Below are 22,944 nucleotides of genomic sequence, written 5' to 3' on the forward strand. Positions count from 1 at the left end.
GCGCCCCAGGCGCTCGAAAATTTATCGGCTTCAGATATTGCCGTGATAATGATTTTCCGATCAGCCATGCGGCTGCAAACCCATGGCGACGAGGTAGATGCCGTTGACTGATAAAGCAAAGACCGCCGAGCGGCCTAACGAGCCGGCAACGCTGGCTCCCCTGGTGCCGCACCGGTTACGCGCGGCCATTCTCAACGAACTGCATGCCCGCCCCTTCACCGCGCTGCCGGTGCCACGACGCGTCCTTCATTTCGGCTTTCACACCAACGAGACCGCCGCACAAATCGACCGGCAAAACCTGCTCGCCTTTTGCATCGCGCGTGGCCTTCCCGGCCCGCTGCCGTCGGAGAAGCATTACCGCGTTTCGCTTGGCGCGACCGCGCTGCGCTGGGAGCAGCACTCCGAATTCACCACCTACACCTGGGAGATGCCATCCGCGCTCACCGACCCGCCGTTTACGCCGAGCGTCGCGGTGCTGGAGCCGCAGACTCGCGCCATTTCGCAGCCCGGCCCGCTGCTGGTCGCAATCGACCTGCATATCCTGCCAAAAAATCCGGACCACATTCCGGTCGAACAGATTTTCGATCGCGCAAGCCTCGCAAGCGCCGAGAACACCGATGGCAGCGCCTCCTACGCGAGCGACTTCCGGCTCGATCCCTCGGGTTTTGTCCGCATTCTCATTACCGACAACGGCCTCAGCAGCGAGCGTGCCGGCGCTATCGTGCAGCGCGTGCTCGAGATCGAGACCTACAGGGCTTTTGCACTACTGGGCCTGCCGGAAGCGCAGCGGCTGTCGCCATCGATCAGCAAGATCGAACAGAAACTCGCGGACGTCACGCAGAAGATGCGCGAGGCCAACGACCTCGGCAGCAACCGCCAGCTCCTCGACGAACTCGCAGCACTCGCCGCCGATCTGGAGGCCGGTGCCGCCGCCAGCGTATTCCGCTTCGGTGCGACACGCGCCTATGACGAGATCATCCATCAGCGCCTCGAGACCATCGGCGAGCGCAAGATGGGCGGTTTGCCGACCTGGAGTTCGTTTCTCGCCCGGCGCATGGCGCCCGCGATCCGCACCTGCACCACGACCGAGGCGCGGCAGAGCGAGTTGTCGCTCAAGCTGTCACGCGCCGCCGACCTGCTGCGCACCCGCGTCAATGTCGAACTGGAAAAGCAGAACCAGGAACTGCTGAAATCGATGAACGAGCGCACGCGCATGCAGCTCAGGCTGCAGACCACGGTCGAAGGCCTGTCTGTTGCTGCGATCACCTATTATGTGGTGAGCCTGTTCGGCTACGTCGCCAAGGCAGCCCACGAGACCGGCTACATCCACATCGAGCCAGCGTACATGATCGCGGCGTTCATTCCGGTCGCGGCACTGGCGATCTGGACGACCGTGCGGCGCATTCGCAAGCACCACATCTCGCACGATCAGTGAGAGTCCATAGCGTCTTCAAGCGAAGTGGATACCGCCTCGCGTGAAGAAACGCGTCGAAATTAGATAATACTTAGTCGGTGCTCTTGCGCAGTTCCGCAACAGGCTCGGAATGCACCTCGGCGCGCGCGGCTTCCGCACGCGCTTCGGTTCTGTGCGGCGCGTGCAGCGAGCGCGGCTTGCGGATCATCCGCGTCAGGAAGGTGCGGACATTGCCCTGGCGGTGGAAATCGCAATAGGCGAAGCCGAGGCCAGACACGGAGCCGCGGAAGCTGACCTCATCGTATTTGTTCAAATTGAAGCACGGCTCGAATGGCAGGCCCTTCACCGAAGCGCAGACCGATCCGTTGCGAACCTGAAGCGTGTTGCTCGGCAACCGCATATGGCGCAGCGGACCCGTGCCGCTGAACTGCACCGATCCGGCCGCAGAGCCATCCTCGTAAATGCGTCCGGCGCCTTTGGTGCCGTCGAAGCAGGTGAAGGAGAACAATTTGTTGGCGACGAACTTGCGCGCCTGACCAGCATCCATCTGCTCGGCGAAAGCGGGCGCGACTGCACACCCGGCAAGTGCAACACCAAAAGCCAATCGCGCGAACATGCGAACCACTCCAACTCGTGACATTCGGGATGAGACCGCGACAAATGCCGATCTTAAGTCCCTGATTACCATATCAACCATGGCAACAATGGAGCACTATGGTTTGCAAAGCCTGAACATCCTCAGGCTATTTTCACCACCACGCGACCGCGAACCTTGCCGGCGAGAATGTCGGAACCGGCGGCGATCACCTCGTCGAGCGAGATTTCCCGTGTTATTTCAGCGAGTTTTCCCTTGTCCAGGTCCTTGGCCAGCCGGGCCCAGGCAGTTTCCCGCAAGGGCAGCGGGCACATCACGGAGTCGATGCCCAAAAGGCACACTCCACGCAAAATGAAGGGTGCGACCGTCGCCGGCAGATCCATGCCGGCGGCAAGTCCGCAGGCGGCGATAGCACCATGAGCCTTGGTCATCGACAGAACGTTGGCCAGCGTGGTCGAGCCGACACTGTCGACACCTGCCGCCCAGCGCTCCTTGGCGAGCGGCTTGGCTGGACCCGACAGTTCGTCGCGGCCGATGATCTCCGCCGCGCCGAGATCCTTGAGATAGGCACTTTCGCTGGCGCGGCCGGTCGAGGCGATCACATGGAAGCCGGCCTTCGCCAGCAGGCTGACCGCGACCGAACCGACACCGCCTACCGCGCCGGTCACGATCGCCGCGCCGTCCTTCGGCGTGATGCCGTGCTTCTCCAGCGCGAGCACCGACAGCATGGCGGTGAAACCCGCAGTGCCGATCGCCATCGCCTCACGCGCGCTCATGCCTTCGGGCAGCCGCACCAGCCAGTCGCCCTTGACGCGGGTCTTCTCCGCATAGGCACCGAGATGGGTTTCGCCCATGCCCCAGCCCGTGCCGATCACCTTGTCGCCCGCCTTCCACTTCGCGTGCTCAGAGGAGATCACGGTGCCGGCAAAGTCGATTCCGGCGATCATCGGGAAGCGCCGCACCACCGGGCCTTTGCCGGTGAGTGCGAGGCCGTCCTTGTAATTGAGGGTGGACCATTCGACGGCCACGACGACGTCGCCCTCCATCCACTCGCTTTCGTCGAACTGCGTCAGCGACGCGACGGTGCCTTTGTCGGCTTTGTCGATGCGGACGGCTTTGAACGTTCCCACAATTTGCTCCCTCATTCGTGCAGGCGAACAGTAGTAGCGAGGAACGGGGCGTCAAATCGACGATGGTGTTATGCAGAAGCTCTCCTATTCCCGGCCGAATAAATTTGCGGGAAGGTCTGGCGAGAGCGTCAAAGACCTGTTATATTTGTTTTGCTCCGATTGAGAACAACTGATCGCCATACCAGCGATGCGCTCAGTAGGAGCTAATGCACCGGCGTTCGCCGGTTTTCTCAGACGCCATATATGCTCAATTCGAGTATATAGGAGATAACAATGCCGCTGACTGGACTGTTTGGCCCCGAAGACTTTGGCGCTCCCGCCACCTCCAAGAACCCGGTGGCTGCCCGCTGTCCGTCACGCGAGCGATTCGCTTCGCTTCCCGCGCCCTCGCTGGAATGGACTCCCGAGGTCGAGCGTGCGACCGCGCATCTCTACGAACGCGTGAAAGAGGTCATCCCGCCGGTCGAGTGGCCGTTCATGGCGCCGTACATCAAGGCGATCAATGAATTGAAGCGCGAGCGCAACGCCGTAATCCTTGCGCATAACTATCAGACTCCAGAAATCTTCCACTGCGTCGGCGACGTCGGCGGCGACTCGCTGAAGCTCGCCATCGAGGCGACGAAGGTAAAGGCCGACGTCATCGTCCAATGCGGCGTACACTTCATGGCCGAGACCTCGAAGATTCTGAACCCCGCCAAGACCGTACTGATCCCGGATTCGCGCGCGGGCTGCTCGCTCGCCTCCTCGATCACCGGTGAGGACGTGCGCCTGCTGCGCGAGCGCTTCCCCGGCGTGCCGGTGGTCGCCTATGTGAACACCTCGGCCGACGTAAAGGCGGAAGTCGATATCTGCTGCACCTCCTCGAACGCCGTTCAGGTCGTCGAGAGCCTCGGCAGCGACACCGTCATCATGCTGCCGGACCAGTATCTGGCGAAATATGTCGCCTCGAAAACCAAGGTGAAGATCATTGCCTGGAAGGGCGCGTGCGAAGTGCACGAGCGCTTCACCGGCGATGAACTGCGCAGCTATCGCGCCGCCGACCCCGATGTGCAGATTATCGCGCATCCGGAGTGCCCGCCTGACGTTATCAAGGAAGCGGACTTCACCGGCTCGACCGCGCACATGATCGACTGGGTCCGCAACAACAAGCCGAAACGCGTCGTCATGGTCACCGAATGCTCGATGGCCGACAACGTGCAGGCCGAGTTGCCGGAGATTAACTTCGTCAAGCCGTGCAATCTCTGCCCGCACATGAAGCGCATCACGCTGCCGAAGATTCTCGACAGTCTGCTCTACATGCGTGAGGAAATCGTGATCGATCCGATGATCGCGGACAAGGCCCGTCGCTCCGTCGAGCGGATGGTCAATCTGAAAAACTGACCAGAAGCCGGAAAGCCGGCGGCCAACGCCGACCGCCGGCCGGCACATCAAAGGCAAACGACATGAGACAGAAGGAAGTCGCGCAGGTACAAGCGCCCGATCATGTCGTCATCGTCGGCGCAGGCCTCGCCGGGTTGTTTTGCGCGCTGAAACTCGCGCCGCGCCCCGTCACCGTCATCTCCGCCGCCTCGCTCGGCGAAGGCGCATCCAGCGTCTGGGCGCAGGGCGGCATCGCCGCAGCCGTCGGCGAAGGCGACACACCGGAATCGCATGCACGCGACACCATCGCGGTGGGTGGCGGCATCGTCGATGAAGCGGTGGCGCATCGGCTCGCCAGCGAAGCCGCTGAACGCATCAACGACCTTCTGCGCTACGGCGTGCCATTCGACCGCGATCTCGAAGGCAGACTTGCAGTCGGCCGTGAAGCCGCGCATTCCGCCCGACGCATCGTCCATGTTCAGGGCGACCGTGCGGGCAAGGCCATCATCACCGCGTTGATCGAAACAGTGCGCAAGACGCCATCGATCAAGATCATCGAAGGCTACAGCGCCGAGGAATTGCTGGTCAAAGACGGCGCAGTGACCGGTCTGCGCTTACGCAACACCGCAAGCCGGGAGGCACTCGCACTGCCCGCGCGTGCCGTGGTGCTCGCGACCGGCGGCATCGGTCATCTTTATGCCGTCACCACCAACCCTGCGGAATCATATGGCGGCGGCCTTGCCATCGCCGCCCGCGCGGGCGCGGTGATCGCTGATCCGGAATTCGTGCAATTCCACCCCACCGCCGTGATGATTGGTAAAGACCCTGCCCCGCTCGCGACCGAGGCGCTGCGCGGCGAAGGCGCGACGCTCATCAATGGCGACGGCGAGCGCTTCATGCTCAAGATCGATCCCCTCGCCGAGCTTGCGCCACGCGACATCGTCGCGCGCGGGGTGTTCGCGGAGATCGCCGCTGGGCGCGGTGCGTTCCTCGACGCCACCAAGGCTGTCGGCGCGGCATTCGCCCAAAAATTTCCGACCGTTTATGAAAGCTGCCTTGCGGGCGGAATCGATGCCGCGACACAGCCGATCCCGATCGCGCCCGCCGCGCATTACCACATGGGTGGCATCGCGGTGGATGGTCACGGACGCTCGTCCATCCTCGGCCTGTGGGCCGCGGGCGAAGTCTCCTCCACCGGAGCGCACGGCGCCAACCGCCTCGCCTCCAATTCCCTGCTGGAAGCCGTGGTCTATGCCGCGCGCATTGCCGACGACATCCGTAGTCTGCACTGGCAGGCACCGGACCCGATCGCATCCATCGGAAAAGAACTCTCGGCTGCACTCGAAAAGGATCTCGAGACCAGATTGCGCGAGACGATGAGCACGCATGTCGGCGTCATCCGCGACGCCGAGGGTCTTGCAAAGGCCATCGGCATTTTCGGCGAGATCAAAACCGCGTCGAACAGCATCGCGCTGCGCAATATGGCGACGACGGCACTGCTCGTCGCGACATGTGCCTATGTCCGCGAGGAAAGCCGTGGCGCGCATTTCCGCTCCGACTTCCCCGAGGCCAGTCCCGACTTCGCCCGGCGCACCATGACGACACTGTCCGCCGCGCAGCACATCGCGGCAGAGCTCGTGCGCATGCCGTCAGTCGCCGAAGTGATTGGAAGCCTGGTATGACGACAACGACATCTCCCGTTTCGCTGATGTTTCCCGATGGCTTTCTGGCACAGCCGACCATCGCGGAGACCGTGCGGCACGCACTCGCGGAAGACCTCGGTCGAGCCGGCGACATCACCTCTATCGCAACGATTCCAGAAACGACGCCTGCCCGCGCAATCATGGTTGCGCGACAGCCCGGCGTGATCGCGGGCCTGCCGCTGGCGGTAGAAACATTTCAGCAGCTTGCACCCGATATCAAAATTGAAGCCCATGCCCGCGACGGCGCCCCTGTTGTCCAAGGCAAATCACTGCTTACCATCACCGGCCCTGCCCGCGCTGTTCTGTCCGCCGAACGCGTCGCGCTCAATTTCGTTGGTCGTCTGTCCGGCATCGCCACGCTGACAGCGAGCTATGTGAAAGAGACCGCAGGCACGAAGCTGCGCATTTGCTGCACGCGCAAGACCACGCCGGGACTGCGCGCGCTGGAGAAATACGCCGTGCGCTGCGGCGGCGGCTTCAACCACCGCTTCGGCCTCGACGACGCCATCCTCATCAAGGACAACCACATCGCAGTTGCAGGCAGCATCACAGCTGTGCTGAAACGCGCGCGAGCGGTCGTGGGGCATCTGGTCAAGGTGGAGATCGAAGTCGACACGCTCGATCAGTTGCGTGAGGTCCTTGCGACAGGCCTTGCCGATGTCGTGTTGCTCGACAACATGGACATCCCAACCCTGCGCGAAGCGGTTGCACTCGCGGCGGGCCGTGTGGTGCTGGAAGTGTCGGGCGGCGTTACCGTGGACCGCATTGCCGAGATCGCGAAGACCGGCGTCGACTATGCCTCATCCGGCGCACTGACCCATTCGGCGCCGAACTTCGACGTCGCGCTGGATATCGAGGTGTAAGCGCAGCGACTAGCGCTTGGCTTCCAACTCGGCCGAGCTTTTCGCTTCCTGGAGCAATTCCTTGGAGATTTCCGCCGTCTGTGCGGCATTGCCCCAGCTCGGCGCATCCTTGCCGTCGCCCCACGCCTTCGGTCTATAGAAGGTATGGACGCCAAAGCGGTACATCTTCTTCATCTCATGCACCCATGACGGGCGCACCCAGTAAGCATGATAATGCGTGGACTTGCCGACTTCCGGCAGCCACAGCTTGCCGTCGAGCGTCGCTTTGGCGATCCGCTTCGCACGCTCCCACATGTCCGGCTCGTTGATGACGTCACGGACATTGTCGCAGGCGAAGGTGAACTGGCAGGCGAGATGGCGGCCCTTGTTCTGGTAGACGACCCCGCAAATCGTGGTCGGATAGAAGCCCGAGAACACACGGTTCATTACCACCTGCGCCACGGCGATCTGGCCGCGCACGGCTTCGCCGCGCGCTTCGAAATACACCGCCTCCGCAAGGCACTTCTCCCCCTTGGCTCGGGCCTTCGCATCGAGACGAAGCCGCTGTGCCGGGGATTCCTTATTTACCTCGCCCTTGGGCGCAATCGATTCACCACCCGCTGACAGATCTGCGTTGGGAGTCAGCAAGACCTGTTGTTTCAGATCCGGATCACCGCCGGGCATAATGACGACAGGTTCTTCACCAGGCTGCCAGCGCTCCAGCGCTCCGCCGCTGTCGCCCAGCGCGGAGCTACCGAAGAACAAGGTCGCCGTCTTGATCGAGAACGGATCACGCGGCGCGACCGCATGACTGGATGTGGCGTGAAGCACGGCCAGCGCGCTCTCATCCAGCGTGCTGTCATCGGGCTTGGCCGTATCGTATTGCGGCAGGCGCGGCGAGTTCAGCGCTTCCTGCAGTTCCTGATCGAGCGGTTCGCTTGAAGAAGCGTTCTCCGCAGTGGCCTTTTCATCCCCGTTCGGCGCCGGTGCGTTCTGCGACGCAGGCGAGACCGAATGCACAGGCGGCACCGCCATCGGCAAGCGATCGCCCTTCGCGGCGCGCATCACGGCGGGATAGTCGGACGATTGCAGCGGACGCACCGCCGGAGCGAACGGATTGCTGCCAAGCGAGCCGGTGATGTCCGAACCACGGCCAGGATTCGAACCAAGGCTCACGAGCGTCACGGAAGCCGCATCAGGCACATCGGTACCGATCGGGCGGACGAAATTGAAGGAGGCGATCCGCAGCGAATTGCGCGGCATCGCAAACAGATGCTGCTGCCAGCGCTGCGCGACGCCCGGCTGGTGCACGAGCTGCGAGGCGATGTCCTGATAGCCGATTTCGGTCGGCGCCATCGCAAGGAGGCAGAAAACAAAACTGAAGGGCGCAAGATATGCGCCCTTCAGTCTGTTACGCAACATAACCATCATTACGCTCACGCAACAACACTACACACACGCGATCTCCTCGCACATTCAGTGCAATTTGATCGTTTTTGGTGTTATCGAATTAAAGTTGCCGCTGGGTTAATCGCGGTGCAGCCGCGCAACACGCAATATCATCGCGCCGTTTTGGCGATCACGCCGTAATGCTTGGTAAACGGCGACTTCCACAGTGTGGTAAACAATCAGTCAACGTACAAAAACTTAAGGCCGCGCCTTCTTGATGAAGGCGCGGCCTTAAAATCGTAGAATTGCAGAGCGGCTTAGGCCTGGCTGGCGACCGTCATGCCGAGTGCGGCCTGCGCCGCGGCAAGGCGCGCGATCGGCACGCGGTAGGGCGAGCAGGATACGTAGTCGAGCCCGACCTCGTGGCAGAACACCACCGACGCCGGATCACCGCCGTGCTCGCCGCAGATGCCCATCTTCAGGTTCGCGCGCACCTTGCGGCCGCGCTGCGCACCGATCCGCACCAGTTCACCGACACCGTCACGATCGAGCGAGATGAAGGGGTCCGTCTCCAGGATGCCCTTGGCGACATACGGGCCGAGGAACGAGGCCGCGTCGTCACGGCTGATGCCGAAGCTCGTCTGCGTCAGGTCATTGGTACCGAAGGAGAAGAACTCCGCCGTGGTGGCGATATCGTCCGCCTTGAGGCACGCACGCGGCAACTCGATCATGGTGCCGACCTGATAGTTCAGCTTGCCACCGGTTTCCTTGATCACTGCCTGCGCCATCGCATCGATGCGCTCGCGCACGATGTCGAACTCGGCGCGGGTGGCGATCAACGGCACCATCACTTCGATCACCGGCGGCTTGCCGGTGCGCTTGGCAGCCTCGACGGCCGCCTCGAAGATGGCGCGCGCCTGCATTTCCGCGATCTCCGGATAGGCGATCGCGAGACGGCAGCCACGGAAGCCGAGCATCGGGTTGAATTCGGCGAGCTCCCGCACGCGGTCCGCGATCTTGTGCGGATCGGTGTTGAGAACACGCGCCACTTCCTCGATTTCGTTCTGCGTATGCGGCAGGAACTCGTGCAGTGGCGGATCAAGTAGACGGATCGTGACGGGCAAACCCTTCATGATCTCGAACAGTTCGACGAAGTCGGCGCGCTGCATCGGCAGAAGCTTCGCGAGCGCCGCGCGGCGGGCCTGCTCGTCTTCGGCCACGATCATCTCGCGAACGGCACGGATGCGCGTTTCCTCAAAGAACATGTGCTCGGTGCGGCACAGGCCGATGCCTTCGGTGCCGAACTTGAGCGCGGTGCGCGCGTCCGCCGGAGTATCGGCGTTGGCGCGGATCTTGAGCTTGCGGAACTGATCGGCCCAGCCCATCAACGTGCCGAACTCGCCGGACAGTTCCGGCTCGATCATCGGCATCTGCCCGGCCAGCACCTGACCGAGCGAACCATCGATGGTGATGATGTCGCCCGCCTTGAAGGTGCGGTTGCCGATCGACATTGTGCCGCGGCCGTAATCGACACGGATGCTGCCCGCGCCGGAGACGCAGGGCTTGCCCATACCGCGCGCAACCACGGCAGCGTGCGACGTCATGCCGCCGCGCGTGGTGAGAATGCCCTGGGAAGCGTGCATGCCGTGAATGTCTTCAGGCGAGGTTTCGACGCGCACCAGCACGACCTTGCGGCCATCGGCGTGCAGCTTCGCAGCCTCGTCCGAGGAGAACACGATCTCGCCCGATGCAGCACCGGGCGAGGCCGGAAGACCGGTCGCCACGACATCGCGCTTGGCGTTGGGATCGATGGTCGGATGCAGCAACTGATCGAGCGAGGCGGGCTCGATGCGGGCGACGGCATCCTTCTTCGAAATCAGGCCTTCGTTGGCGAGTTCGACCGCGATGCGCAGCGCAGCCTTGGTGGTGCGCTTGCCGTTGCGGGTCTGCAGCATCCACAGTTTGCCCTGCTCGACCGTGAATTCCATGTCCTGCATGTCACGGTAGTGCTTTTCGAGCTTCTGGTAGATGCGCGTCAGCTCCGCGAAGGCATCCGGCATTTCGGATTCCATCGACGGTTTATCGGAGCCCGACTCCTTGCGTGCGGATTCGGTGATTTCCTGCGGCGTGCGGATGCCGGCGACGACGTCCTCGCCCTGCGCGTTGATGAGGAATTCGCCATACAGCTTGCGCTCGCCGGTCGAGGGGTTGCGCGTGAACGCAACGCCGGTCGCCGAGGTGTCGCCCATGTTGCCGAACACCATCGATTGCACGTTGACCGCGGTACCCCACGACTCAGGGATATCGTGCAGGCGGCGATAGGTGACGGCGCGCGCCGTCATCCACGAGCCGAACACCGCGCCGATCGCGCCCCAGAGCTGCTCGTGCGGGTCCTGCGGGAAGTCCTTGCCGGTCTCGCGCGCGATCGTTTCCTTGTAGCGGCCGACGATCGTCTGCCAGTCGTCGGCGGTGAGATCGGTGTCGAGCGAGTAACCCTTGCTGTCCTTGTAGCTGTCGAGCACATCCTCGAAGTGATGATGCTCGAAGCCGAGCACCACGTTCGAGTACATGGTGATGAAACGGCGGTAGCTGTCATAGGCGAAGCGGCGATCGTTCGCATTCGCCGCCAGCGCCTCGACCGTCGTGTCGTTGAGGCCGAGGTTGAGGACGGTGTCCATCATGCCCGGCATCGAGGCCCGCGCGCCCGAGCGCACCGAAACCAGGAGCGGGTTCTTGGCATCGCCGAACTTCTTGCCGACGATCTTGCCGACCGATTCCAGCGCCTTCTCGACCTGCGCCTTCAGCTCCTTCGGGTAGCTCTTGTTGTTAGCGTAGAAGTAGGTGCAAACCGCGGTCGGAATGGTGAAGCCGGGCGGTACCGGAAGGCCGAGATTGCACATCTCGGCGAGGTTGGCACCCTTACCGCCGAGCAGTTCGCGCATGCCCGCTTTGCCTTCGGCCTTGCCGTCGCCGAAGAGGTAAACCCACTTTCCGGCCTTCACGGCGGTCTTGGGACTCGCCACGCGCTTGGCGGCTGAGGATTTCAGCGCCTTGGCCTTGGTTACGGCCTTGGCTGCCTTGGTGGCTACCTTGGCCTTTGCGGCGGCCTTTTTGGGAGCCTTTCGAGGCGGCGCCTTGCCGACCTTCTTACGCGCCGGCACTGACGCTGCGCGCTTTACTGAAGACTTTGCTTTTGCAGAGGATTTTTTGACCCGGGAGAGAGCTTTTGCCATGACCGCCAGTCGCTGGATGGAATTGGAAAGCAGGCGCGTTACACCACGGTTTCAAGGCGTGATGCAAGGCGCGCCTAATGCATAGCTGGGTGCTGGAATACCGACTTTCGGCTAGTTCAGCGAAGAATACCCAAACCCACGATCCCGACAAAAATCAAGTAGATCGCGACAATGAAATTCAGAAGGCGCGGCATGATGAGGATGAGGATGCCCGCGATAAGCGCAACAACCGGCTGAAGGTGGGCAATTCCTGAGATCGTCATTGCATCGTCTCCTGAGAATGAAGGGGAAATCGTCGCGAGCGCATTGTCGTGAGCGCGATAGACGATCAACGACGATTCTGAAAGCCATCGGTTCCCGCCGCGCACAAAAAGACCCCAATGAAGCCACGAGTGGCGCAGGAACGCTCGTCTCCTCCATGGATTGTCTGGCATCGGCCGCAGTATGCGGCCTTCGTTTTGAGAGGAGATAGACCATGCGTAAGTCAGCACTTGTTCTTGCCGTCCTTGCCGGTACCGCGGCGGTACCGGCCGCCGTGCAGGCGCAGGGCATCATCGTGCGCGACGGCGCGACAACCGGCATGGTCGTGGACGACGGTGGTATTGCACCCGACCTGCAACCGCGCTTCCGTGAATACATCGTGCAGGAAAACGTCCCGAACTACACCGTGCCCGGCCAGGTGATGGTGGGCGTGACGCTGCCGGAGATGGGCGTGTCATACTACGATGTGCCGCAGCAATACGGCGCGCACCGCTATCGCTACACCCGGGTGAATAATGAATACGTTCTTGTCGATCCTTCGACGCGACGGGTCATTCAGGTCATCGAGTAAGCCGACGCTCCAAAAATGGCGAAGCCGTCCAGTGAATGCTGGACGGCTTCGTGATAGGCGATCCACAGGGTCGTAAAACTCAATCCTGGATCTTCGAGAAGTCCGCGACCGCGTGCGTCGCTTCGCGGATTTCATTGAGGAGCTTCAGACGATTTTCACGCACCGCCTTGTCGTCGTCGTTGACCTTCACCTTGTCGAAGAAGGCATCGACAACGGGTCGCAGCTTCGCCAATGCGGTCATGGCCGCAGCGAAATCTTCTTTCGCGACGGCAGCACCCGCCTCGGCCTTCACCTGATCGATGGCGGCCGCGAGTTTCTTTTCCTCATCCAGCCTGTAGAGCTTCTCGTCCGGTGCGCCGGTGAAGGTGCGCTTGTCCTTCTTCTCCTCGATGGCGAGGATGTTCGAGGCACGCTTGGTGCCCGCGAGCAGGTTCTTGCCGTCGTCGGTGTCGAGGAATTTGCCGAGCGCCTCGACACGGCGCACGACCATCAACAGATCGTCCTGCCCTTCAAGGGCGAACACGGCGTCGACGAGATCGTGCCGCGCGCCCTGCTCGCGCAACTGCACTTTGAGGCGGTCAGCGAAGAAGGAGAGCAAATCCTTTCCGTCATGCGGTTTAGCGGCCTTCGCAAATGTCCCCAGCAGCGGCAGACGAGTGCCGTTATCGACGATAAGCCGAATTGCGCCCAACGCCGCACGACGTAGCGCAAAGGGGTCCTTCGAACCCGTCGGCTTCTCGTTAATCGCCCAGAAGCCTGTGAGAATGTCGATTTTGTCAGCGAGCGCCACCGCAATCGCCACCGGATCATTCGGCACGCGGTCGTTCGGGCCTTGCGGCTTGTAATGATCTTCGATGGCCGCTGCGACGGAAGCATCCTCGCCCTGAGCCTGCGCGTAGTACTTGCCCATCAGGCCCTGCACTTCGGGAAATTCGCCGACGACCTCGGTCAGCAAATCCGCCTTGGCGAGTTTCGCCGCGCGCTTCACCTTCTCGACATCCGCGCCCACCAGAGGCGCAAGCTCCGCAGCCAAGCGCTCGATGCGCGCGATGCGCTCAGCCTGCGTACCGAGCTTCTCGTGGAACACGATGTGCTCGAACTTCGACAGCCGCGCTTCGAGCTTGGTCTTGAGGTCTGTCTCGTAGAAGAATTTCGCGTCCGACAACCGTGCGCGGATGACCCGCTCGTTGCCCGCGACGATGGCGGCGCCGCCGTCGCTTGCCTCGATATTCGAAACCAGAATGAATTTCGGCGCGAGCTTTCCCGTCTTCGGGTCGCGCACCACGAAACATTTCTGGTTGTTACGGATGGTGGCACGGATCACTTCGCCGGGGATCGACAGGAATTCCGGATCGAACGAGCCCATCAACACGACCGGCCATTCGACGAGTCCCGCCACTTCCTCCAGCAGCGCCTCGTCCTCGACGAGTTCATAACCCTGCGCGAAAGCCAGTTCCTTGGCGTCCTCACGAATGATGTTCTTGCGGCGGTCAGGATCGAGCACGACCTTGGCCGCTTCCAGCTTCGAGACATAATCGTCGAAGCGGCGCACGGAAAACTCCGCCGGTGCCATGAACCGATGGCCGCGCGTCACCTGCCCCGCTTCGATGCCGCTGACATCGAACTTCACCACTTCCGGGTCTTCGGTCTCGGGCCCAAACGTCGCGATGATCGAATGCAACGGCCGCACCCAGGTCAGCGCGCCCGGCTTCGCGGAGCGTTCGCCCCAGCGCATCTGCTTCGGCCACGGGAAGGTGCGCACCACGAGCGGCAGGATTTCCGCGATCACGTCGATCGCAGGACGGCCCGGCTTCTCGATCAACGCGATGTAGAAGTCGCCCTTCTTCGGGTCCTTCTGGATTTTGGCTTCATCCAGCGAGTTCAGACCGGTGGCCTTGAGGAAGCCCTGCACGGCAGCATCCGGCGCACCGACCTTTGGTCCCTTGCGTTCTTCCTTCAAATCCGGCTGACGCGCGGGAAGACCATGAACGGTGAGCGCAAGGCGGCGCGGCGTGGCGAACGCTTTCGCGCCTTCATAGACAAGGCCCTCGGCAACGAGCTTGTCCGTCACCATGCGGCGCAGATCGTCCGCCGCCTTCGCCTGCATGCGCGCGGGAATTTCTTCGGAGAACAGCTCAAACAGAAGATCGGGCATGATTACGCTCCACCTGCTTCGGTGGCGATCCATGCCTCGCCGCAGGCTTTAGCAAGCTCGCGGACGCGCAGGATGTAGCTCTGCCGTTCGGTGACCGAGATCACGCCGCGCGCATCGAGCAGGTTGAAGACGTGGCTCGCCTTGATGCATTGGTCGTAGGCGGGCAGCGCCATCAGGTGGCGCTCCTTCTTCCCATCAGCCCATCCAGCGTCGAGGTATTTTTTGCACGCGCCTTCAGCCATCTTGAACTGCTCGAACAGCATCGCGGTGTCGGAATGTTCGAAATTGTGCCGCGAATATTCCTGCTCGGCCTGAAGGAACACGTCGCCATAGGTCACCTTCTCGGCACCCTCGCGGCCGTTAAAGTTGAGATCGTAGACGCGGTCCACGCCCTGCACATACATCGCAAGCCGCTCGAGGCCGTAGGTGAGCTCGCCCGCGACCGGCGCACATTCGACGCCCGCGACCTGCTGGAAGTAAGTGAACTGCGAGACTTCCATGCCGTCGCACCAGCATTCCCAGCCAAGACCCCATGCGCCGAGCGTCGGACTTTCCCAATCGTCCTCGACAAAGCGGATGTCATGAAGCGCAGCATCGACACCGATGGCGGCCAGTGATTTCAGATAGAGGTCCTGAATGTCGGATGGCGACGGCTTCAGGATCACCTGAAACTGATAATAGTGCTGCAAACGGTTCGGGTTCTCACCGTAGCGGCCGTCCTTCGGGCGGCGCGAGGGCTGCACGTAGGCAGCGTTCCAGCGCTTCGGCCCAAGCGCGCGTAGCGTCGTCGCCGGATGGAACGTGCCCGCGCCTACTTCCATGTCGTAAGGCTGCAGAATCACGCAGCCGTAATCGGCCCAATAACGCTGCAATGTCAGGATCAGGCCCTGAAACGATTTTTCGGGGCGCATGTGCGGCGGAAGCGTTTCCATCGGATATTCTGCAATCAGTTCAAGGGCGGCAAAGCCGGGCGGGCGCGGCGGACCGTATCGGCGCGGGGGGCAGGAATCAAGGAGAGCCCGCAGAAAACGGCCTTTATCATGGAATCAGACGGTGCGAATGCCACACATGTCTAGTGCGGACGGTATGTGCCCGTCTGCGGGTCGCGTCGAAGCCTGACAGCATCCTTCTGGTCGGAAGCTGCCTGCTCGCGAATCTCGTCGAGTTCGCGGTTGACCCGGCGGCCCTCCTTCATCGCGAGCCGCAACAATGCGGCCCCGCCCATCACGCCTAATGCAATCAGAACCAGCGGCGGCATCTATCCCTCACGCTCACAACCCGTAGCGCGCCCATAATGCGCGCGTCTCCAGGGCGGAAATCAGATCGTCGGCAAAGCCCGTGCCGATCACCGCACCCGCACCCGGCTTTCTGCCTGCGAGACTCGACAGCAGTCCGCTCTTCGGCGCAATCACCGGCATGCGAACCCGCTCGCCGTAACGCGTGCGAAGAACGCTGCGCAGATCGCCGATTCTATCCGCGAGCCCGAGTTTCACCGAGCGTTCGCCCGCCCAGTATTCGCCGGAGAACAGAAAAGCCTCCTCACCCTGAAGCCGTGCACCGCGACTCCTTTTCACGAGGTCGATGAAGCTGTCATGGATATCGCGCTGGATCGCCTTCAGCCGCGCAACATCGTCCGGACTCTCCGGCAGGAACGGATCGAGGCTGCTCTTGTGCTCGCCCGAGGTGTAAATCCGGCGCTCGATGCCGACCTTCTTGATAAGATCCTGAAACCCGAATGTGCCGCCAATGACTCCGATCGATCCCAGGATCGAGGACGGATCGCAGAAAATCTCGTCGCCCGCGCAGGCGATCATGTAGCCGCCCGAGGCTGCAACATCCTCGACGAAGACCAGCACGGGAATCTTCTTCGCCTCCGCAAGCTGACGAATGCGGTTGTAGATCTGATGCGACTGGACAGGCGAACCGCCCGGCGAATTGATCACCAGCGCAACCGCTTTGGCCCGCTTGGTCTCGAACGCCTTCTCAAGCAACTTGCTCACGCCCGACAGTGTCAGGCCCGGGCGCAGCGGCGTGACCGTGCCGATAGTGCCGCTCAGGCGAACGACGGGAACGACTGCCCCGCGGAAACGCTCGGGCAGGAAACGGGTCCACCCGTCATTCAGCGCATTGTGATCGTGATCCTCATTCGTCATGCAACGCCTTTCGCATTAACGCCTTATTATCCCTGAAATGGCACTCAGGCGCGATCCGGTACGCCACTTGCATTGCATACCGAGACAACGCCTTCGCCCCGAGCTTCCGGCTAAGGCCAGCCGAAAGGTGCTTCGATGAAAATCTATCTGATGGTGTTGATGATAAGCGCACTTTTCACGGCTATCCGTTTCACTGCGGTCCAAGATAAGAACCCGAACTCGCTTCCGCAGTAAGCAAGGCGCCTATTTTTCAAGCATCTCGCGTGCCGTTTCGCCGCAAGGTCCGGAACCGAGCGCACCCCCTTGCAGCACATGCTCCGCCGCAGTCGTGGGACGACCCTGCCGGTCGTTCAGAACCAGTCCAGGCAAAATCTGTAACGGCCCCCGGCTTCCCTTGATCGCACGCACCAGAACGCGGATCGCCGCCGTACCCGGCTTCGGATAGATCGGAACCACCTCGACCGCGCCGAAGCCGCGCTGGAGAACGTTCAGCACACGATCCAATTCATCCGCTCGCCAGATCAAGGTCAGGCAACCGCCCGGCTTAAGGATACGACGCGCAGCCTTGATCCAGACATCGAGCGTCTCGCCCGCATCGAGATGTGCTGCGCGCTTCGCCTCGTCGGGTGAGGCACGGTGACGATCCGCCGCATGAAACGGCGGGTTCATCATCACGTGATCGGCATGGTCCGGCGGCAAGCCCGCATCCACAAACGCCGCCGCATTCGCACAGATGTCGAGCAGGATGGTTCGCGCCGCGATGTCGTTCGCTTGCGCATTGGTTTGCGCGAGATCAACGAGCGCTGGATCGATTTCCACCAGAGTAAGGTTTATGCCTTCGACCCGACGCGCCAGTGCAAGACCCGCAGCCCCCGCGCCTGCCCCGAATTCAATGGCATGGTCGCCCGCATGCGCCGGGACAGCCGCCGCCAAAAGGATCGCATCATGGCCCGAGCGATGGCCCCGCCTGAACTGACGAAGGCGAAGTCTCCCCGCGAGAAACGCATCTTCGGTCAGATCGGAGGGTGGGAGCGGATCAGTTCCCATCGCGCAATTCGTGTCCAAGCCCGGCCTCGGTCAACAGGCGGCGCGCGGCGGCATCATCGCTTTCATGCACGAGAATACGTCGGGGAATCGCCCCAGCCGACCCTTCCAGCACGCTCATATTGGCATCCAGCAGCAGGTGCCTGATGTTCGCCCCGTCGAGCAAGGCGCCCACCGCCGACACCATGACTATATCGTTTGTCCTCAATAACTCGCGCAATCCTGCTTCCTCCTCGCCGCCGACCGGGGACGCTCTTGCCGTGGGACGCGGCAGTTTCTATTGTCCGGCCAGCCAGAACCGGGAGACCCTGCGTGGCAGTTATTGTACCCTTTGAGGGCCATTCTACCCCATCGATCGACCGGCTTGTTGCGCTCGTCGCAGACGACATGGCGGGGGTCAATACGACCATTCTGTCGCGAACCGGCTCCGAAGTCACGATGATCCCGGAAGTCGCCAACCACCTGATCTCCTCGGGTGGCAAGCGGCTGCGTCCGATGCTGACGTTGGCGATGGCTCAACTCGCAGGCTATGTCGGCGACGGCCACATCAAGCTCGCCGCTGCGGTCGAATTCATGCACACCGCGACCCTCCTGCACGACGATGTCGTGGACGAGAGCGAACTGCGCCGGGGCAAGCTGTCCGCGCGGATGTTGTGGGGCAATGAGGCGAGTGTTCTGGTCGGCGACTTCCTGCTCGGCCAGGCCTTCCGCATGATGGTCGAGGTCGGCTCGCTGCGCGCGCTCGACATTCTATCATCCGCCGCCGCCACCATCGCCGAGGGCGAGGTGATGCAGCTTGCGGCCGCGAAGAACACCGCCACCACCGAGGACGAATATCTCGCGGTGATCCGCGGCAAGACCGCCGAACTGTTCGCCGCCGCGAGCGAGGTCGGCCCCGTGATCGCGAACCGGCCGAAGGCGGAGCAGACCGCATCCCGCTCGTTCGGCATGAATCTCGGCATCGCCTTCCAGCTCATCGACGACGTGCTCGATTACGGCGGCAAGGCCGCCAAGCTCGGCAAGAACGTCGGCGACGACTTCCGCGAAGGCAAGATCACCCTGCCCGTCGTGCTGGCCTTCCGCCGCGGCAACGATGTTGAGCGCGATTTCTGGATCAGGACGCTGGAGCGCGGCGAAGTCGCCGACGCCGATCTCGATCACGCCATCGGCCTGATGACCAAACATCGTGCGCTGGAAGACACCATGCAGCGTGCGCAGCATTACGGCGCGATGGCCGTCGATGCGCTGGCGCTGTTCCCGTCATCACCGATGAAAAGCGCGCTCGAACAGGTCGTGGCCTTCTGCCTGGCGCGTTCGAACTGAGCTAGTCGAGTGTTCCCGCGTGAACCCACCATTGCGGATGGGTCAGCGCAATGACCTGCGCGGCCCGGTCTGCCGCGGCGGCGTCCTCATACAGCGCAAAGCATGTTGCGCCCGACCCCGACATTCGTGCCAACTGCACGCCTTCCGTCTTGCGCAAGGCCGCGAGCACTTCACCGATCACAGGCTGAACGCGCAGTGCTGGCGCTTCGAGATCGTTGACCCCACCTGATAGCTGGATGATCCATTCTCCGGCCGATGCGCCTGCCTTCGGCAGCGTCACCGCTTCGAGAATTTCATCGACGCCGACGCGCAGTTCGCCCGCGCGCAGGCCGAGTGCGCTGAAGACATCCTTGGTCGCCACTGCAACTCGCGGATTGACCATCACACACGACAGCGGCGGCAGATCGAGCATGGTCAGATTTTCGCCGACGCCACCCATCACGCACGCATGCGAGGCGATGCAAACCGGCACGTCCGCACCCGCAAGGCGTCCCGCCTCGAACAGACGCGCATCGTCGAACGCGATCCCATTGGCTTTCGCGAGCAATCGTAGCGCCGCCGCAGCATCCGCCGAACCGCCGCCGATCCCGGCTGCCACCGGCAGATGCTTGTCGAGCGTGAAATGACCGAGCCGCAGTCCGGGCACCTGCTCGGCCAGCAACCGGGCCGCGCGGAGCACGAGATTATCATTGGTGTCGCCGCAGGCCGCGCTCCCGGGCCCAGTGATGGTGAGGCCGAGATCGCCCGGCTCCAGCGTCAAGCTGTCTGCGCAATCGGCGAAAGCCGCAATGCTGTCGAGATCATGATAGCCGTCCGGGCGCCGGCCCAGAACGCGCAGCGTCAGATTGACCTTGGCGCGCGCGATTTCGGTGAATGAAGCCATGCCCATCTCTGGTTAATGCCCGCGTTCTCGCCGGCTTTCAGATTTGCAAACCCATACCAAGACGCAGATGGCCGGGACAAGCCCGGCCATCCAAGTTCAAAATCCGACTTTGCGGCACATTAGCCGCCCTTGTCGTCTTTCTTCTTGTCATTGTCGCTGGCATTGGACGCCGCCGCAGGGCCGGTCGGCAAATCCGGCAGACCATTGGCGATCTTCGCCTCGATCTTCGGCAGTTCCTCGGCCTCGGGCTTGAGGTCCCGCGCATGCGCCCACTGATATTTCGCCTCCAGCGTCCGGCCGACACGCCAATAGGCATCGCCGAGATGGTCGTTGATGGTCGGATCTTCCGGCTTGAGATCGATGGCGCGCTCAAGCGTCTTCACGGCGTTGGCGTAGTCGCCGATGCGGAAGTACGCCCAGCCGAGTGAATCCACGATGTAGCCGTCGTCGGGACGCTGATCGACCGCACGGCGAATCATCGCCATGCCCTCGGGCAGATTGGTGCCGCGATCAATCCATGAATAGCCAAGATAGTTCAGCACATGGGCCTGCTCGGGCTGAAGCTCCAGCGCTTTCTTCAGATCGGCTTCCGCTTTCGGCCAGTTCTTCGAGCGCTCCTCGCAGATGCCGCGGAAATAATACAGAACCCAGTTCGGCTTCGATGCGTCGGAGGCATCGATCGCCTTGGAATAAGTACCGCTGCAATCAGCGAACTTCTTGCGCGCTCGCTCGATGTTGCCGAGCGCCATCAGCGCCTCGGTATCCTGCGGATCCTCCGCAGTCACCGACTTCAGAATCGCCAGCGCCTCGTCGGTGCGATCCACCGCATCGAGATCGGTCGCCATCTGAATCTGCGCGTTGCGCCTCAGCGGCGAATTGGCCGGCATGCGCTCGTAGACCTTGATCGCAAACTGCGGCTTCTTCACCGACTCATAGAGATCGGCGAGCGACAGCAGCGCGAGCGGATGGTTCGGGTGCAGATACAGCGCAAGCTGCAGGTAAACCAGCGCAAGGTCTTCGCCGCCGCGGCGCGTGAGCGAGGAGCCAATACCATACAATGCTTCGGCAGCGCCCGACTGCGGCGTATCGATCTGCGGCGGCAGCTTCTTCCCGGCCTTCAGATCTTTCATCGCGTCGACGATCAGCGGATGGCGCGGCACCTTCTTGTCGAAGGTCTCGAACACCTGCGCCGCCTCGGCTTCCTTCTTGTTGCGCGACAGCCAGCGACCGTAGGCGTCGACGATCCGCAACGCAGTGTCGTCGAGCTTGTAGGCCGCCTCGAAGCGGGCGCCCGCATCCTTCTGCCGGTTGGCGAGTTCGTCAATCAACCCCGCATGGAGATTCTTGAAGATCGGATACCACTCCGGACCCGTGAGCTTGTCGATGTTGGCAAGCGCGGCGGAGGTGTTGCCTGCACCCTGCATCGCGTAGCTCGCCAGCAGCGTCGCGACGAGATCGGTGATCGGGCCGCGCACCGACTGATTGAAGTTCTGCTGGGCCGCCGAATAGCGCTTCAGCTTGAGCGCATGAACGCCTTCGACCAGCCGCGCCACGCGGTTGGTCTTGTCGATCGCGAGAATCTTGCCCGCGAGCTTCACCGCTTCGTCCATCTCGCCGTCGGCGACGGAGGAAATGAAGGCGCGGTCGAGAAGATCAGGGTTCTTCGGATCGACGCGAAGCGCGGCACGATAGAACGATGCGGCAACGCCGGCATCGCGATCAGCGCTGGCATGACGCGCGGCAAGATAGCTGCCTGCCGGGCTCAAGCCCTGCAGGTCGCGCGCAGTCGGATAAGCGGACAAACCGTTATCGATCGTGGGCGCGGTTTCAGCGAAGGCGGATGACGCAACCGGCGCGACGATCATTGCCGCCGCCAGCGCGGCGGCAAGCGCCGCGCGAGAAGAACGAGTTGAGGAATTCACGCGCACCGTCTCCGTCAGGATGGGTTGAAAACGCAAGGCCGCCCGGGCGGCTCAGGGCACCGCACAATGGCCCGTTTGCATGCCATCCGCAAGGATTCGGAAAGCTCCTTTGGAGCGTTCCAGCAAACATGGCCGTATCGTGGCGTCCCCTAAAATGGCGAAACTGTGCCGGTCCCTGCCCGGAGCACCGTGCAACCCGAGACTGCGCCTCAGAAGTTCTTGATGATGAGCAGCAGCCCGGACAACACCAGGGTCAGGTAGACAAGAGTGAGCAGACTCTCGCTCTTCAATCTGTCGTGAAGATAATGGCCGAGCTTCACGCCAAGGAAGGCAACCGACAACAGCATGGCCGCCCACAGCCAGATATGGCTGTTGTTGTACAATCCGCCAACGGCGAAAATGCCGAGACGCAGCAGCGTCGTCAGCAGCAGCAAACCGAGGATAGTCGCGCGCAACTCGCTCTTGTCGAAGATGCGGCCGGAGAGATAGGCGACATAGATCGGACCGCCGGTCCCGAAGGTCGCCGTCAGCGCTCCTGCCAGAAGACCGAGCGGCACCGCGACGAACTTGTTCAGCTTCCCGGTCTGCTGCTTCGCCAGCAAACGATAGATGCCGTAAGCGGTGATGAGCACGCCGAGCGTGAGCAGTAGAATCCGCTCGGGAAGAAGCAGCAGCATGGTCGCGCCGCCGATCATGCCGAGGATGGTGGTCGGCAACAGCGCGATCAGTTCCGGGTAGTTGGCATGCTGACGGAACTTGGCCGCGTTCCAGACCACGAACACCGCGTCGAGCAAAGCCACCAGCGGCACGAAGAACCGCAGCGAGGCGACCATCGCCAGAAACGGCATCGCGATCATGCTCTGGCCGAAACCGGTAATGCCGAACAGCGTATAGGCGCCGAACAGGATCAGGGCGGTGAGCCCGAAGGAAGTCACGTCATGCATGTCAGCTCAAACCCGTCCCGTGT

General features: G+C 62.3%; 20 protein-coding genes. 6 read left to right on the plus strand and 14 right to left on the minus strand.

What is annotated here, in order from left to right; genetic code table 11:
- Positions 1-97 precede the first annotated feature (97 nt).
- The gene (locus HMPREF9697_RS07485; protein ID WP_081602523.1) at positions 98-1,435 is read left to right on the plus strand and encodes a DUF3422 family protein; all 1,338 of its coding nucleotides are present in this window, start codon (positions 98-100) and stop codon (positions 1,433-1,435) included.
- Between the two features lie 70 nt (positions 1,436-1,505).
- Here the strand turns inward: HMPREF9697_RS07485 and HMPREF9697_RS07490 are convergent, their stop codons facing one another.
- Both HMPREF9697_RS07490 and acuI read right to left on the minus strand, forming a co-directional pair.
- Positions 1,506-2,030, minus strand: a complete 525-nt coding sequence (locus HMPREF9697_RS07490; protein WP_002716576.1) for a hypothetical protein — start codon at positions 2,028-2,030, stop codon at positions 1,506-1,508.
- 122 nt (positions 2,031-2,152) lie between these two features.
- On the minus strand, positions 2,153-3,139 hold the full coding sequence (gene acuI, locus HMPREF9697_RS07495; RefSeq protein WP_002716577.1) for an acrylyl-CoA reductase (NADPH): 987 nt from the start codon (positions 3,137-3,139) through the stop codon (positions 2,153-2,155).
- Positions 3,140-3,412: 273 nt separating this feature from the next.
- Between acuI and nadA the strand changes: the two genes are divergently transcribed.
- The 3 genes from nadA to nadC all read left to right on the plus strand — a co-directional run bounded on the left by nadA (position 3,413) and on the right by nadC (position 7,064).
- Entirely contained in the window at positions 3,413-4,519 is a 1,107-nt protein-coding gene (nadA, locus tag HMPREF9697_RS07500; protein WP_002716578.1) for a quinolinate synthase NadA, read from the plus strand.
- Between the two features lie 62 nt (positions 4,520-4,581).
- A complete protein-coding gene (locus tag HMPREF9697_RS07505; protein WP_002716579.1) occupies positions 4,582-6,180 on the plus strand; it encodes an L-aspartate oxidase in 1,599 nt (532 codons plus the stop codon).
- Complete coding sequence (nadC, locus tag HMPREF9697_RS07510; protein WP_002716580.1) at positions 6,177-7,064, plus strand: carboxylating nicotinate-nucleotide diphosphorylase; 888 nt, start codon at positions 6,177-6,179, stop codon at positions 7,062-7,064. The genes HMPREF9697_RS07505 and nadC overlap by 4 nt, the downstream gene beginning before the upstream one ends.
- Before the next feature lie 9 nt (positions 7,065-7,073).
- Here the strand turns inward: nadC and HMPREF9697_RS07515 are convergent, their stop codons facing one another.
- The 3 genes from HMPREF9697_RS07515 to HMPREF9697_RS07525 form a co-directional block, all read right to left on the minus strand.
- Complete coding sequence (locus HMPREF9697_RS07515) at positions 7,074-8,471, minus strand: cell wall hydrolase (protein WP_002716581.1); 1,398 nt, start codon at positions 8,469-8,471, stop codon at positions 7,074-7,076.
- A gap of 278 nt (positions 8,472-8,749) precedes the next feature.
- Positions 8,750-11,665, minus strand: a complete 2,916-nt coding sequence (ppdK, locus tag HMPREF9697_RS07520) for a pyruvate, phosphate dikinase (protein ID WP_002716582.1) — start codon at positions 11,663-11,665, stop codon at positions 8,750-8,752.
- A 116-nt stretch (positions 11,666-11,781) separates the two neighbouring features.
- The gene (locus HMPREF9697_RS07525; RefSeq protein ID WP_002716583.1) at positions 11,782-11,928 is read right to left on the minus strand and encodes a DUF3096 domain-containing protein; all 147 of its coding nucleotides are present in this window, start codon (positions 11,926-11,928) and stop codon (positions 11,782-11,784) included.
- A 212-nt stretch (positions 11,929-12,140) separates the two neighbouring features.
- Here HMPREF9697_RS07525 and HMPREF9697_RS07530 point away from each other — a divergent pair, with 212 nt between their 5' ends.
- Entirely contained in the window at positions 12,141-12,497 is a 357-nt protein-coding gene (locus tag HMPREF9697_RS07530) for a DUF1236 domain-containing protein (protein WP_002716584.1), read from the plus strand.
- 79 nt (positions 12,498-12,576) lie between these two features.
- Here HMPREF9697_RS07530 and glyS read toward each other — a convergent pair whose 3' ends face one another.
- The 6 genes from glyS to HMPREF9697_RS07560 all read right to left on the minus strand — a co-directional run bounded on the left by glyS (position 12,577) and on the right by HMPREF9697_RS07560 (position 18,069).
- Positions 12,577-14,652: a glycine--tRNA ligase subunit beta gene (glyS, locus tag HMPREF9697_RS07535; RefSeq protein ID WP_002716585.1), complete on the minus strand. Its 2,076-nt coding sequence runs from the start codon at positions 14,650-14,652 to the stop codon at positions 12,577-12,579.
- A 2-nt stretch (positions 14,653-14,654) separates the two neighbouring features.
- A complete protein-coding gene (locus HMPREF9697_RS07540) occupies positions 14,655-15,563 on the minus strand; it encodes a glycine--tRNA ligase subunit alpha (protein WP_172583921.1) in 909 nt (302 codons plus the stop codon).
- Positions 15,564-15,724: 161 nt separating this feature from the next.
- Complete coding sequence (locus HMPREF9697_RS07545) at positions 15,725-15,910, minus strand: hypothetical protein (RefSeq protein WP_002716587.1); 186 nt, start codon at positions 15,908-15,910, stop codon at positions 15,725-15,727.
- 13 nt (positions 15,911-15,923) lie between these two features.
- Positions 15,924-16,805 (minus strand): S49 family peptidase, encoded by an 882-nt coding sequence (locus tag HMPREF9697_RS07550; protein ID WP_002716588.1) that lies wholly within the window; start codon positions 16,803-16,805, stop codon positions 15,924-15,926.
- Between the two features lie 243 nt (positions 16,806-17,048).
- The gene (locus HMPREF9697_RS07555; RefSeq protein ID WP_040307850.1) at positions 17,049-17,852 is read right to left on the minus strand and encodes a tRNA1(Val) (adenine(37)-N6)-methyltransferase; all 804 of its coding nucleotides are present in this window, start codon (positions 17,850-17,852) and stop codon (positions 17,049-17,051) included.
- Positions 17,842-18,069 (minus strand): putative signal transducing protein, encoded by a 228-nt coding sequence (locus HMPREF9697_RS07560; RefSeq protein ID WP_040307851.1) that lies wholly within the window; start codon positions 18,067-18,069, stop codon positions 17,842-17,844. Before HMPREF9697_RS07560 ends, HMPREF9697_RS07555 begins: the two co-directional genes overlap by 11 nt.
- Before the next feature lie 92 nt (positions 18,070-18,161).
- Between HMPREF9697_RS07560 and HMPREF9697_RS07565 the strand changes: the two genes are divergently transcribed.
- On the plus strand, positions 18,162-19,172 hold the full coding sequence (locus HMPREF9697_RS07565) for a polyprenyl synthetase family protein (protein WP_002716592.1): 1,011 nt from the start codon (positions 18,162-18,164) through the stop codon (positions 19,170-19,172).
- A gap of 1 nt (position 19,173) precedes the next feature.
- On the opposite strand, the gene HMPREF9697_RS07570 is transcribed toward HMPREF9697_RS07565, so the two are convergent.
- The 3 genes from HMPREF9697_RS07570 to HMPREF9697_RS07580 all read right to left on the minus strand — a co-directional run bounded on the left by HMPREF9697_RS07570 (position 19,174) and on the right by HMPREF9697_RS07580 (position 22,921).
- On the minus strand, positions 19,174-20,055 hold the full coding sequence (locus HMPREF9697_RS07570; RefSeq protein WP_002716593.1) for a 4-(cytidine 5'-diphospho)-2-C-methyl-D-erythritol kinase: 882 nt from the start codon (positions 20,053-20,055) through the stop codon (positions 19,174-19,176).
- Positions 20,056-20,174: 119 nt separating this feature from the next.
- Positions 20,175-21,920 carry a tetratricopeptide repeat protein gene (locus tag HMPREF9697_RS07575; RefSeq protein WP_002716594.1) on the minus strand — a complete coding sequence of 582 codons (1,746 nt, stop codon included), beginning with the start codon at positions 21,918-21,920 and terminating at the stop codon, positions 20,175-20,177.
- Between the two features lie 266 nt (positions 21,921-22,186).
- Positions 22,187-22,921: a sulfite exporter TauE/SafE family protein gene (locus HMPREF9697_RS07580; RefSeq protein ID WP_002716595.1), complete on the minus strand. Its 735-nt coding sequence runs from the start codon at positions 22,919-22,921 to the stop codon at positions 22,187-22,189.
- Positions 22,922-22,944: the final 23 nt, after the last annotated feature.

The organism is Afipia felis ATCC 53690 (assembly GCF_000314735.2).
Classification (GTDB): domain Bacteria; phylum Pseudomonadota; class Alphaproteobacteria; order Rhizobiales; family Xanthobacteraceae; genus Afipia; species Afipia felis.

Coding starts and splice junctions, on each gene's coding strand:
- HMPREF9697_RS07530 (WP_002716584.1), top strand. CDS start 12,141: ATGCGTAAGTCAGCACTTGTTCTTGCCGTCCTTGCCGGTACCGCGGCG.
- HMPREF9697_RS07515 (WP_002716581.1), bottom strand. CDS start 8,471: ATGGTTATGTTGCGTAACAGACTGAAGGGCGCATATCTTGCGCCCTTC.
- HMPREF9697_RS07505 (WP_002716579.1), top strand. CDS start 4,582: ATGAGACAGAAGGAAGTCGCGCAGGTACAAGCGCCCGATCATGTCGTC.
- nadA (WP_002716578.1), top strand. CDS start 3,413: ATGCCGCTGACTGGACTGTTTGGCCCCGAAGACTTTGGCGCTCCCGCC.
- HMPREF9697_RS07485 (WP_081602523.1), top strand. CDS start 98: ATGCCGTTGACTGATAAAGCAAAGACCGCCGAGCGGCCTAACGAGCCG.
- HMPREF9697_RS07540 (WP_172583921.1), bottom strand. CDS start 15,563: ATGCGCCCCGAAAAATCGTTTCAGGGCCTGATCCTGACATTGCAGCGT.
- HMPREF9697_RS07490 (WP_002716576.1), bottom strand. CDS start 2,030: ATGTTCGCGCGATTGGCTTTTGGTGTTGCACTTGCCGGGTGTGCAGTC.
- HMPREF9697_RS07580 (WP_002716595.1), bottom strand. CDS start 22,921: ATGCATGACGTGACTTCCTTCGGGCTCACCGCCCTGATCCTGTTCGGC.
- HMPREF9697_RS07525 (WP_002716583.1), bottom strand. CDS start 11,928: ATGACGATCTCAGGAATTGCCCACCTTCAGCCGGTTGTTGCGCTTATC.
- nadC (WP_002716580.1), top strand. CDS start 6,177: ATGACGACAACGACATCTCCCGTTTCGCTGATGTTTCCCGATGGCTTT.
- HMPREF9697_RS07545 (WP_002716587.1), bottom strand. CDS start 15,910: ATGCCGCCGCTGGTTCTGATTGCATTAGGCGTGATGGGCGGGGCCGCA.
- glyS (WP_002716585.1), bottom strand. CDS start 14,652: ATGCCCGATCTTCTGTTTGAGCTGTTCTCCGAAGAAATTCCCGCGCGC.
- HMPREF9697_RS07550 (WP_002716588.1), bottom strand. CDS start 16,805: ATGACGAATGAGGATCACGATCACAATGCGCTGAATGACGGGTGGACC.
- HMPREF9697_RS07555 (WP_040307850.1), bottom strand. CDS start 17,852: ATGGGAACTGATCCGCTCCCACCCTCCGATCTGACCGAAGATGCGTTT.
- HMPREF9697_RS07575 (WP_002716594.1), bottom strand. CDS start 21,920: ATGATCGTCGCGCCGGTTGCGTCATCCGCCTTCGCTGAAACCGCGCCC.
- HMPREF9697_RS07570 (WP_002716593.1), bottom strand. CDS start 20,055: ATGGCTTCATTCACCGAAATCGCGCGCGCCAAGGTCAATCTGACGCTG.
- ppdK (WP_002716582.1), bottom strand. CDS start 11,665: ATGGCAAAAGCTCTCTCCCGGGTCAAAAAATCCTCTGCAAAAGCAAAG.